At 36.9% G+C, this 13034-nt stretch carries 8 protein-coding genes and 1 riboswitch; of the genes, 3 read left to right on the forward strand and 5 right to left on the reverse strand.

All coding sequences use genetic code 11. The features are described 5' to 3' along the window. Window positions 1-29 precede the first annotated feature (29 nt). The gene (locus NSQ69_RS04460; protein ID WP_215563997.1) at window positions 30-1769 is read right to left on the reverse strand and encodes an SgrR family transcriptional regulator; all 1740 of its coding nucleotides are present in this window, start codon (window positions 1767-1769) and stop codon (window positions 30-32) included. Between the two features lie 251 nt (window positions 1770-2020). Here NSQ69_RS04460 and NSQ69_RS04465 point away from each other — a divergent pair, with 251 nt between their 5' ends. Then, window positions 2021-3283: an MDR family MFS transporter gene (locus NSQ69_RS04465; RefSeq protein ID WP_341098957.1), complete on the forward strand. Its 1263-nt coding sequence runs from the start codon at window positions 2021-2023 to the stop codon at window positions 3281-3283. Between the two features lie 51 nt (window positions 3284-3334). Here NSQ69_RS04465 and NSQ69_RS04470 read toward each other — a convergent pair whose 3' ends face one another. The 4 genes from NSQ69_RS04470 to gapN form a co-directional block, all read right to left on the reverse strand. Further along, window positions 3335-3538, reverse strand: coding sequence for a hypothetical protein (locus NSQ69_RS04470; RefSeq protein ID WP_002125489.1), 204 nt, complete (start codon window positions 3536-3538; stop codon window positions 3335-3337). Window positions 3539-3840: 302 nt separating this feature from the next. Continuing rightward, window positions 3841-5040, reverse strand: a complete 1200-nt coding sequence (locus NSQ69_RS04475; protein ID WP_215564000.1) for an ABC transporter permease — start codon at window positions 5038-5040, stop codon at window positions 3841-3843. Window positions 5041-5100: 60 nt separating this feature from the next. After that, window positions 5101-6525, reverse strand: a complete 1425-nt coding sequence (locus NSQ69_RS04480) for an amino acid permease (protein WP_002125494.1) — start codon at window positions 6523-6525, stop codon at window positions 5101-5103. A gap of 146 nt (window positions 6526-6671) precedes the next feature. Next, window positions 6672-6853, reverse strand: a riboswitch (Lysine riboswitch). Window positions 6854-7030: 177 nt separating this feature from the next. Next, window positions 7031-8470, reverse strand: a complete 1440-nt coding sequence (gapN, locus tag NSQ69_RS04485) for an NADP-dependent glyceraldehyde-3-phosphate dehydrogenase (protein WP_002125495.1) — start codon at window positions 8468-8470, stop codon at window positions 7031-7033. Between the two features lie 628 nt (window positions 8471-9098). Between gapN and NSQ69_RS04490 the strand changes: the two genes are divergently transcribed. Together NSQ69_RS04490 and NSQ69_RS04495 are read left to right on the forward strand one after the other, a co-directional pair. Then, window positions 9099-10859: an ABC transporter ATP-binding protein gene (locus tag NSQ69_RS04490; RefSeq protein WP_002125499.1), complete on the forward strand. Its 1761-nt coding sequence runs from the start codon at window positions 9099-9101 to the stop codon at window positions 10857-10859. Next, window positions 10856-12856 (forward strand): ABC transporter ATP-binding protein, encoded by a 2001-nt coding sequence (locus NSQ69_RS04495; RefSeq protein WP_002140515.1) that lies wholly within the window; start codon window positions 10856-10858, stop codon window positions 12854-12856. Before NSQ69_RS04490 ends, NSQ69_RS04495 begins: the two co-directional genes overlap by 4 nt. Window positions 12857-13034: the final 178 nt, after the last annotated feature.

The raw sequence follows: 13034 nt of genomic DNA on the forward strand, positions 1-13034 counted from the left end.
GTTCTTCTCCTTTTATAAAAACTCATATTTTAATACATGGATGGCTGTATCCATAACTTCGCAAAATTCGCCCAACCGAATGAATCAATTGTTACGTTTTTTAAAGAAGAAGGGTATGTTTTTCTTTTTAAAACGTGATAGTTAAATAAAATGATGTTTTCAGCTTGTAAAAACTCTTCAATCTCATACATGAGCTTATACCGTTTTTCTTTATTGTCTTCTAATAAAAAGGTATCAAGTAAACAATTAATTTGTTTTGCATAGTGTGGGTCCATGAATCGATTTACGAAGCAACTTTTATTTTTAAATACATTTAAAAATGCAATTTCATGATCGGTAGCAAATACTTCCCCCATGAAAATAATATCCGCATGTTTATCAATAGAACGATTCATATAATCTGAAACGAGAAATGGGTGAAGTTCTACGTGTACTCCTAATTGTTCGCAGCGTTCTTTTAGGAAATGTGCATCATTTGCACTATCTTTAAATGCGAAGAAATAAATATGTATCGTTTCTCCATTATAGGTGCTCTTTTTTAAATAATCTTTCGCTTTTTCTAAAGAGTAGGACCTGTTAGGAACTTGGCGGCTTCTTTCAGGAAAAAAGCTTGATGCAGCAATTGTTCGTCTGCCCTCTATGCTATGAAGTATCGTTTCAACGTCATATAGTTCTCTCCAAGCTTTTCGAAAGTGAATGTCGTGATGAGGACCAGGTTTTGTAAAGTTGAAGCTAGCATAAATACAACCTATTTCTTCTATTTGTATATCATGCCTTTCATTTTCCTCTTCATTTGGTAGTTCATAATCAGCATCTATTTGCAAATGATCAGGAATACCCCAAAATTCAATACGGTCTAATAACGCACGCTCTTTAAAATAATGGGTGAACGCTTCGAGTACGATATTGTCTTCAGAGTAATGAGTAAGTTTAAAAGGTCCAGTACCTATGTAGTGATGATTTTGAATAACTGCATCATGCGGTAAAATTGCGAGTTGCATGGAACTCACATAACGTAAGAAAAAAACGTTAGGTTTTGCTAAATGAAATCGTATTTGCAGTGGTGATGGTGTTTCAATTTGAACAATTTCTTCTGTTAACCATTCGAAAGGGGAGTGGATTTGTTTTAATCTTTCAAATGAAAATTGTACATCTTTAGAAGTTAAAACTGTTTCGTTATGAAAATGTATATCCTTTCGTAAATAAAAGGTCCACGTAAGCCCGTCTGCACTTAATTCCCACGTATGTGCAATGTGTGGTTCCATTTTTTCAGTAACATCATTATAAACGACTAACGTATCAAAAATTTGACTCGTAAGATGGCTCTCCGTAGTTACAGCCACAAAAGCCGGATCTAATGGGAAGATCTTTCTTGATATAGGAATCTTCAATATGTCGTACATATCATTTGAAGGTGTGTATCCAAAATGATGATGTAGTTTATTTTCTATCTTTTTTTGAAGTGCAAGGGGTAGAGGTTCTTTTAAAAGAAGAAAAACATCCTTTAACTTTTCTTGCGCTAACAGTTCATCTGTATAGGATTCAATTGCTTCTAGGAAACTATGTGTAAATAAAATTTCCGTTTTATTTCCGCGACCACGTCCTGGAGTCCAGTGAATTAATTGCTCCTCGTTCATTTTCTTTAATAAAATCTTTACGTTTTTCGTACTGCAATATAAAACATCCGCTAATTCTTGTAAGCTATTTCGTATATGTTGTTGGTCTTGTGCATGTAATCTTAAACGAATGTAATAGTCCATAATTTTCATATATACACTTCCTTCTATAATAAAGTGAAACTTTAATCAGTGGGGGACGCCCCCCACTGATTATTAGCCTTCACCAATCGGGCTTTTACGGGCAGTTGATCCCCACCTAACTTCTTTGCTTTCGCTGAATTTTGAGGTGGGGGTCTTACTGCCCGTTAATGCGGGATAAAAGGGGAAACTCTTTAGAATATTCTAACCTTTTTCTTCCTCTTTTTCAAAGTAAAATGAATAAGCATAAGGAGGGGGAAACAATGGGATTTTGGAGTATGCACCGAAATATAAAAATCAGAATTATAACTTCGTTTTTAACACGCACTGTATCCACAATGATTTTTCCATTTATGGCGATTTATTTTTCAATAAAATTAGGTAGTGCGATTGCTGGTGCTTTATTACTCATCAATGTGCTAGCTGCATTAATTATCGGTTTATATGGTGGGTATGTTGGAGATCGGCTCGGTCGTAAAAAAGTAATGATTATCGGCCAAAGTATACAAGTCGTTTCCATTGCTTGTATGGGAATTGCAAATTCGGATTATGTAGATTCACCATGGCTAACATTTGTGTTTATGTTAGTGAATAGTTTAGGATCTGGACTTATGAATCCAGCGACGGAAGCGATGTTAATAGATGTGAGTACACCTGAAAATCGAAAAGTGATGTACAGCATTAACTACTGGGCTATTAACTTATCAATTGCGATTGGAGCAATATTTGGCGGATTACTATTTGAGAACTATAGATTGCAATTGTTTATCGGATTAACAGTTATTGCAGTTATTACTTTATATGTGATGGCTGTATATATGGAAGAAGTGTATGTGGCACGAAAAACGGTGGAGAAGAAAAATGTATTAAAAGATATGGCAGATAGTTATAAAGTCGTGATGAAAGATAGAGCGTTTTTAATTTTTTGTGCAGCAAGTATATGTACACTATCGTTAGAGTTTCAAATTAATAATTATTTAGGGATACGTTTACAGAAGGAATTTGAAACGGTGCACTTTTTCTTCGGGAATGGTTTTACATTCGATTTAACAGGTATTCGAATGCTCAGCTGGATATCGGCAGAGAATACAATTTTAGTTGTGTTATGTACAGCGCTTCTTATTAAAATGCTGAAAAGCTTCAACGATTTGAAAATTTTATATGTAGGTTTATTCATTTACACGATTGGATTTACAATACTCGGAACGAGCAATAGTTTATGGATCTTATTAATCGCAGGGCTTTTCCAAACTGTAGGAGAGATGATGTATGTGCCGGTTCGTCAATCTATAATGGCGGATATGGTGCCAAACGAGGCAAGAGGTTCATATATGGCGATTAACGGAATGGTCTTTCAATTGGCAAAAATGAATGGGGCATTAGGTGTTATGCTAGGCTCGTTTATTGCATCTTGGGGCATGAGCACTCTATATTTCATCGTTGGTATGAGCAGTATTTTATTATTTATGAAGGCGATAGGGAAAGAGAAGTATCAGAATGAAGGAAATGTTTCTCAGATTGGATGAAACTATATAAAAGCGAACCAGTTATACTGGGACTCGCTTTTTATATAATTTTTAAAACGGATCAACTTCAGCTAAATCAGGATTGGCGTTAGGGTTTGTTAATAAGGTTTTCAGCTCACCTACTTCTGAGAGAGCGACGAGGATATAACCACTAATGAGGACGATGAGTCCGATGACCCGTAATGTTTGCAATTTAATGTCACGGCTATTTTCTTCTGAGTTGTTTTGGGGCGTTGAAGGCGGATTGTTGTTCATAATAGAGCTCCTATCTTTTTTATTTACCCCGCTATTTGCGGGCAGTAAGAATCCCACCTCAAAATTCGGCGAATGCGAGGAAGTTAGGCGGGAGATAATTGCCCGATTGGTGTGGGCTAATAATCAGTGGGAATGGGTAAAACCCCCACTGATTAAAGTTTCACTTTATATGTGCGAAATCATTATTTAACGTATGGATAGGAATTGTATAGTCATTTTCACTATATGAGAAATGCCTACGAAAAGTGATTAGAAATTTTAGGACGAGAAAAAGAGGCTGTTATGTGCAGCCTCTTTTCTCGTTAAAATGAAGAAATTCGTTTCTTCGTTTTTGGTACAATAATAAACTTTATCCAAAGTACGCCGATTACCATAATAATCAAAGCATGTAGTAATTGTCTTGTAGCAATGAGTATAACACTTGAAAATACAATGAGTTGAATACTTAGCAATATGAAAATTAAGCTAAGAAATTGACTCATTCGTTCTTCAGTATCAATTGGATATAATGCTACAATAATATTTCCCGAAAAATATTTCCACAGGGAACGGAGCTGCATAGAAATCATATATAGGACGATATAAGCGATAGCACCTTTTACATATATATTCGGAATAAAATATAGAGCGAAAGCACCGATCAACCCTAAGCGAATATATATACCGAAATAATCATTACCGCGTAAAAATGCTAGTGTATGTAAATAGAAGAAAGTTGCTCGTTTTTTATGTAATAAAGGTTCAATCCAATTTGTAAGCCATTTTCTTTTATTTACTTGCTTATTCAGTTGCGGAACATCGGTGAAAATGCTAGCAAATTGATAGAAACGAACGTCCATTTTTTCTTCTTGTTCGATTATGTAATCCCACGGTATTCGTTTTGTAGGTTGTTTCTTCGTGTATAGAAGCAGGAAAGCAAGAAGTAAGAGTAGTCCGCCTAACACGATCACATTTGCAGTATAAAACAGCATGTAAATGATCAGGGCGTTACAAGCAATGCGAATGATAAACCATATGCTTTTTTCATAACTATCACGCCACATCCAATGTATGTATATGTTCCAGCCCTTTAGAATCATTAAAATTATAAAGATTGTACATAAGAAAGGTACGGTTAGTTGTAATGATTGCATGGCAAGCGGTACGATAACAAGGAACGTAAATATAAGCGGGAAAAGCTGAATGATGTAATTATATAGAAGAGATTTTTTAAAATAAGATGTTAATTTCTCTTCTAATGCAAGTAAATAGACAGCGTCCGGTTTTTGAATAAATGTGCGAACTTGGCATCTCGTTATAATGAGTGTAAGTACGATCGTGATGAGTAATAAAGATATTCCTTTAGAAGGATCCGTTTTAAGAAACTTAGCGTAATAATATGCACCTACACATGAGACGAAGATGAAGCTATATAGTAAACCGTTAATCATACGTGCAAAGTATGTGATGGCATTTTGAATATGTTGTTGAAAGCGAGAGCTCCATAGTGATTCGATTGACATGTTTTTCACCTCTTTTTTCTATTATATATGTTTTATAAAGTAAAAAACGAGCAAATTGCGTTACGCAACTTGCTCGTTTTTCTTTTCTTTATTTTTTTTCTGATCACGATTCATTAATGGATAGAAGGCAAAGCCAATTCCGAATAAACCAATTCCGAGAAGAAATGTTTTTATATCGGATGCGCCGGTTTTAATAACCCATAGTGCATAGCAAAGTGCGATAACTGCAACTACACCATCCATAATTCTTGAACCCATTTCATTCTTATATGTTTCACCAGTTGCGACTAGTTTTAACTGGAAGATTGGTGAAACGAGATATGGAATGAGGTAGGCCAGTGTTGATACGGTAATAACGAATGTATAAGCTTCCGCAATTGTTCCTGATAATGTTGAGAATAAGAACACTTGCGACATAATGTTTGTTAATCGTAGTGAATGAATTGGACTTCCTTTTTTATTCGTTTTTGCGAAGAAGGAAGGGAAGAAACCTTCTTTTGCTGCTTGATAAGGTACTTCTGAGCTTAATAAAATCCAGCCTAATATTGAACCGAATAGGGAAGTAAGAGCAAGTAATGCCATAAGTTTCCCGCCGCCATGACCCATTGCAGCGTTTAATGCATCTGCTAATGGACGTTCAGAAGCTTGTAATTTATCAACGTGAAGTACACCCATTGTTAAAATTGTAATTCCTAAGTAAATTGCAACTGTGATAAGTAATCCTGCAACAGTTGCGCGTTTTACCGTTTTTGGAGAGGTAGCTCGGTTTGATAAAAGAACGGCTGATTCAATCCCGATAAATGCCCAAAGTGTTGTAAGAGCAGCTAAGTTTACTTGTGAAAGTAGACCGTGTGATACGCCTTCTTTATCGATCATTGGTGTGTACCATTGTCCAAACTTTGAAGCTTCGAACGCAAATAACGTAACGACGATGAATAGAAGGAATCCAGTCACTTTCGTTGTTGTTGCTAAGAAGTTTAGCTTCCCAGCTCCGCTTACACCGTTTGTTAAAATTAAATGTGTTCCCCAAAGTAAGACAGAACAAATAGTAAATGTAATTAGTTTTCCAACTTCTATATTGAAAGAGCCAATTGAAAATAGTAGTCGTGTATCTTTCATAATTGGGAAGAAGAGCGATAAATATCCCGCGAAAGATGTAATAATGGCAACGTTACTTGCCCAGTTTGCAACCCAATATCCCCATACCATGCTGAAACCAGCCATTTTCTTTCTTTTTGGTGTTGAGAATAAAGCATATGCATGACTTTGTGGTCCTGTCGTTAAATCAGGACGACGAATTGCTAAATTACCGAAAACAAGAGCTAGCATTAAAACACCAAACCCTGTTGTTAACCAAGCTAAAGTGACACCGAGTGGGCTTGCTGTTTGTGCTAACGTACTTGGCACCATGAAAATACCAGCGCCAACCATGTTACCGACAACGAAAGCTGTTAGTACCCAAAAGCCCCATTTTTTTTGTTGCATAGAAAATACCTCCAAAGTTAGTATAACCAAGTCAAGCGAGGAGATATGTATGTCTTCCTGATAAGGAAGAGAAGGTCCAAACAAAACAAAAAAAGCACGTAATCTGCCGCTACATGCTTTCTATCTTATAAGAAACCCACGACATACCTCTCGATAGCTCTCCACAAACGAAACGTTTGTGACAGTTCTGCACTTATTAAATGCAGACCCAGCAAGCGTGTATGGTGGACACGACTTACTTCGGCAATCATTCCTTTCTCATTTCTTCATCAATGCCACTACATCTCCTGAAATGATACTCTTAATGACTGCAACCTCTACCTCACCGAGATACGAATGAGGATTTATGTATTAAATTAACATGTTTAAGAGTAACAAATGTATTTTTATACGTCAATGGATATAGTAATAATCAGATTATAGAGAAGAATTCGTTATTAGGTCCTGGAGGGTTTTAACTAAAAAGCAGCTGACCTAAATATTAGATCAGCTGCTACATATAAGATTAAACTAAGTTTAATACAGTTACTTTTTCACGTGTCATAGACTCAAGGCTCTTATGAATACCTTGTGCGCCCATACCTGAACCTTTTATACCGATGAATGGGAAGTGGTCAGGACCGCGCTCTGTGCGTCCGTTAATTTGAACAGAACCAGTGTCGATTTTGTTAGCAATTGCAAACGCTTTGTTAATGTCTTTTGTGAAGACACTTGCTTGCAGACCGAACTCTGATTTGTTAGCAATTTCAATCGCTTGTTCATCAGAAGAAACACGGATGATTGGAAGGATTGGGCCGAATGGCTCTTCCCAAGCAACTTTCATTTCTTCTGTTACGTTGTCAATTAATGTTGGGTAAATTAAGTTGCGCTCACGTTTGTTACCGATAACGATTGTTGCACCTTTTTCTACAGCATCATCAACTAAGCCTTGAACGAAGTCAGCAGATTTGTCGTCGATTAATGGGACGATTGTGCTGTCTTGTTCTGGAGATCCAACTGATAATTTAGCTACTTGCTCTTTTAATAAGTCAACAAGCTCGTCTGCTACATTTTCGTGTACAAGTACACGTTTAATAGCTGTACAACGTTGACCAGAGTAAGAGAATGCACCGCTTACGATATGATTTGCAGCATCTTGTAAGTCAGCATCTTCACGAACGATACCAGGGTCTTTACCACCAAGTTCTAATACAAGTGGAATCATTGCAGCTTTTTTCGCTAAGTGCTTACCTGTGTTTGTACCACCTGTGAACGATACCATATTGATGCCAGGATGTTCTACTAAGTAGTCACCAATTACAGAACCGCGTCCTGTAGCTACGTTTACAAGACCTTTTGGAAGGCCAGCTTTATGAAGTGCTTCAACCATTTTAACACCGCTAATTGCACCTTGTGTTGCTGGTTTGAAGATAACAGCGTTACCCATAATAAGTGCTGGTGCAAGTTTTGCAGCAGATAAGTTTACTGGGTAGTTAAATGGTGCGATTGCTAATACAACACCAAGTGGTGCGCGTTGGATAATCGCAAGTTTAGATTTCGTTCCGCCAGGGAAGCTATCGCCCATCATGCTTTCTCCGTGCATATGAAGAGCTTCTTCAATAGTGTAACGAATGAAGTCAGCTGTACGAACAACTTCTTTTTTCGCATCTTTATATCCTTTACCGACTTCTTTCATAATGATATCGGCAATTTCATCTTGCATATTTACGAGCTCATCAGCCCATTTATATAAATATTTTGCGCGATCTTGTAGAGAAGCTTCAGCCCATGATTTTTGAGCTTCTTTTGCAGATGCAATTGCTTCATCCACTTCTCCTTGAGTAATTGCTTGTACTTGCCCAATTACTTCGTGTAAGTATGGAGATGGAATGTCGATTGTTTGACCTGAAGAGCTTTCTCTCCATTCTCCGTTTAAATAAAATTTGTACGTATTGCTAGTTGTCATGATTAGTCCTCCTAAAATAGCAACTTGTAAGAGTGAGTATAAGGTGATTGTAGGTGGTTTGATAATATTTTTCAAATGAAATGTTTGTGAAAACGATTTCTTATTATTTTTTTATTTTGTATGCCCTTTCTTACAGAAGATTCTCTTATTTCAAACTGAATTATAAGTAGAATGCATCACTTTCATTTTTTGTGATAAAAGATGATTTTATTCTAAAGCGAAAAAAACAATTGACAGAATACTCAATAAAGTTGTAAGATTATAAATGGAAAATAAATGAAGGGGGTGTGCGTAATGATTGTAATCGTAAATGTAATGGGCTTAGCTCTGTTAAATGGCGGAAAACATTCATATCATTACGCAACCCGTGCGGATATATAGGACCTTTTTGTCTTATGAGAAGCGTACGTTGCGTATATCGTAACGTACGCTTTTATGCATTCTTTTGCATATCGTCAAGCGGCGGTATGCTTTTTTTTGTTTATTTTCCTCGTTACTATAAAAAATCAGAATTTGGAAGGTGGAAAAATGTGATGAAATTGTATGGCTTACGAAATGTAAATGTGATGGGTTTGGATAGCGGATAAAGAAATGTGAATCAAACGAGAAAGAGAAAGGAGAGGTTATATTGTTTTCAGTATTACTAAAGTTAAGCTGGTTTTTTAGAGAGCATTGGAAAAGGTATAGTATTGCAATTGGGGTACTTTTAATTGTAAACGTGATAGAGGTAATTCCACCGAAAGTGTTAGGGATTACAATTGATAATATTAAAACGGGAGCCTTAACGAATGAGGCGATTATGCAATATATTCTTATTTTACTTGGGGTAACGATTGGTGGGTATGTACTTACTTTCATTTGGCAGCACCAACTATTTGGCGGTGCGTTCGTACTTGAGAAAACGATGCGTTCAAAATTTATGGGGCATTTACTTAAGATGACACCGACGTTTTATCAAAAAAATCGTACTGGCGATTTAATGGCGAGAGCGACAAATGATTTAAAAGCAATCTCCATGACAGCTGGTTTTGGTATATTAACGCTCGTTGATTCTAGTCTATATATGCTTACAATCGTTTGTATGATGGGCTTTTCAATTAGTTGGCAGTTAACATTTGCTGCGCTTATACCGCTTCCGATTATGGCGTATGCGATGAATAGATACGGAAAGAAATTGCATGAAAGATTTACAGTCGCGCAAGATGCGTTCGGGGATATGAACGATAAAGTACTTGAATCAATTGCGGGTGTACGCGTTATTCGTGCGTATGTACAGGAGAGCGCTGATCAAGGAAGGTTTCATCATTTAGGAGATGACGTATACGAGAAAAATATGAGAGTAGCAAGAATCGATGCATTATTCCAGCCAACTGTAAAAATGCTCGTCGGTCTTAGTTATTTAATTGGTTTAGTGTACGGTGCATATCTCGTATTCCAATCAAAGGTGACACTTGGTGAGCTCGTTTCTTTTAACGTCTATTTAGGGATGATGATTTGGCCGATGTTTGCAATTGGTGAATTGATTAATGTTATGCAAAGAGGAAATGCATCGCTCGACCGTGTAAATGAAACGTTAGCTTATGAACCGGATGTAAAGAATCCGAAAGATCCAAAGGTTGTACAAGAGCCAGATTACATTCAATTTGATAATGTTACTTTTTCATATCCTTCATCAATTGAAACAAATTTAAAAAATGTTTCATTCTCATTAAAACAAGGAGAGACACTTGGAGTTGTTGGGAAAACAGGAAGCGGGAAAACGACGCTCGTTCGTCAGCTTCTTCGTCAATATCCACTTGGGGAAGGGGATATTGCGGTTTCTGATGTGAAGCTAGATAAAATTACGAATGATAACGTACTTGGCTGGATTGGGTATGTACCTCAGGAACACATTTTGTTCTCAAAAACAGCGAAGGAAAATATTTTATTCGGAAATAGAGAAGCGACTGAAGAAGAACTTGAAAAAGCGATTGAAATAGCTGCGTTTAAAAAGGATTTAGAGTTTTTACCGGAAGGTTTAGAAACGCTCGTTGGAGAGAAAGGTGTTTCTTTATCAGGTGGGCAAAAGCAAAGGATTTCGATTGCGAGGGCTGTTATTCAAAATCCGGAAATTTTAATTTTGGACGATTCTTTATCAGCTGTTGATGCTCGTACTGAAGCGGCAATTATTGAAAACATACGAACAGAAAGAAGCGGGAAGACGACGATTATAACAACGCATCGTTTGTCAGCAGTGCAGCATGCTGATTGGATTCTCGTTATGGATAACGGTGAGGTTATTGAAGAAGGTTCGCATGAAGCGCTCGTTCGAAATGGGGGCTGGTATGCAGAGCAGTTCGAAAGACAACAAGGTGAAAGTGAAAGTACGGATAGTGGGGTGAAAATATGAGTGTTTCAAAACGATTGTTTCAATACGCGATGAAAGTAAAAGGGCCGATTTTTGCAGCGATGGCGATGCTATTTGTTTTCGTTATTGCAGAACTCGCGGGTCCTTTCGTCGCAAAAACGATGATCGATGAGCATATCGTTGGAATAGAGAGACCCTGGTATGAAACAGAAAAGAGTGAGGATGCTGTTTCATATAATGGCGCCTTTTATAAGCGAAGTGATCGCTTTGAACAAGGTGAGCAAAAAGGGAAAGAAGTCCGAGTGATTCAAGTTGGTTTTCAGTACTATTTTGTACCGAATAAAATAACGCTTGAAGGAACTCGTTCTGTTAAGGGTGATGTGCTTACAGTACAAAGTGGTAAGGCAGTGCAAGTGTATAAATCGAAAGCCTTAACGAAAGAAGAAGTATTTGCGTTTTATAAACCAGAAATAAATAGGTTATTACTACTTGGCGGTGGATATTTCGCTTTATTAGTAGTCGTATCATTATTTGCATACGGAAAGCAGTTCTTCTTACAGAAGGCGGCAAACAAAATTATTCAAATTATGAGGGAAGACGTCTTTTCTCATATTCAAACGTTGCCAATTCGTTATTTTGACCATTTACCAGCAGGGAAAATTGTTTCGCGTGTAACGAATGATACAGAAGCGATTCGTGATTTATATGTAACAGTGCTTGCGACATTCGTCTCTAGTATCATCTATATTATCGGGATTTTCGCTGCGCTATTTTTACTTGATGTAAAACTGGCGGCACTATGCTTACTCATCATCCCAATTTTAATTGTTTGGGCGATTATGTATAGAAAGTATGCGTCTGTATACAATCATAAAATGCGTTCGCGTTTATCGGATATTAACGGAACAGTGAATGAATCAATTCAAGGGATGCCAATTATTCAAGCATTTCGTCAAGAACATGAAACGAAGAAGGAATTTGAAGAGTTAAATGGTGATTATTTTAAATATCAAAATAAAATTTTAAATTTAAATGCAGCAACTTCGCATAATTTAGTGTCTGTATTAAGAAACATCGCTTTTACAGGTGTAATTTGGTATTTCGGTGGTGCTTCATTAAGTGCTTCTGGCCTCCTTTCTCTAGGGATACTGTATGCTTTCGTCGATTATTTAACGAGATTGTTCTCGCCAATTACGAACATGGTGAACCAACTTGCTAACTTAGAGCAATCGCGTGTTGCATCAGAGCGCGTCTTTGAATTGCTAGAGGAAAAGGGAGAGGCAGTAGAAGAAGAACGTATGCCTCGCTTAACCGGAAATGTGAAATTCGATAATGTTTCGTTTTCTTACAATGGAAAAGATGAAGTATTAAAAAATATTTCTTTTGAAGCGAAACAAGGGGAGACAGTGGCACTTGTCGGTCATACTGGATCAGGAAAAAGTTCCATTATGAATGTGCTCTTTCAGTTTTATGAATTTCAAAAAGGGAAGCTTACGATTGATGGTCATGATGTAACAGAGATGCCGAAACAAGCAACACGTGAACATATGGGAATTGTATTGCAAGATCCGTTTTTATTTAGCGGGACAGTGGCATCCAATGTAAGCTTAGAAAATGAAAAAATTTCAAAAGATCGCATCGTGAAGGCGTTACGTGATGTTGGTGCGGAAAGGTTTGCGAACAATATAGATGAAAAAATTACGGAGAAAGGAAGTACACTTTCAACCGGAGAACGTCAGCTTATATCGTTTGCTAGGGCACTTGCTTTTGATCCTGCTATTTTAATTTTAGATGAAGCGACTTCCAGTATTGATACAGAAACAGAAGCGATGATTCAACAAGCGCTAGAAGTTGTGAAGAAAGGACGAACGACGTTTATTATCGCTCATCGTCTTTCAACAATTAAGAGCGCTGATCAAATTATTGTGCTTGATAGAGGAACGATTTTGGAAAAAGGTTCCCATGATGAATTAATGAAAAAGCGCGGGCGTTATTACGATATGTATAAAACGCAAATGGAAGGAAACCAGAGTGCTTAATTTTTAGAAGAACTTGCGATTTTCGCAAGTTCTTTTTTGATCGGATTGTCCGCTTAGAAGTTAATATATTTCACCGGCTGAAAAACTTATAAATAAGTAGGTATTGTTTTACCTTTTTCTTTATAAATGCTATATTAAAAAATGTTACTTATTTTTTGTATGTAGCGCTATTTTTCCA

It is taken from the genome of Bacillus sp. FSL R10-2201, assembly GCF_038008665.1.
Classification (GTDB): Bacteria; Bacillota; Bacilli; order Bacillales; family Bacillaceae_G; genus Bacillus_A; species Bacillus_A mycoides.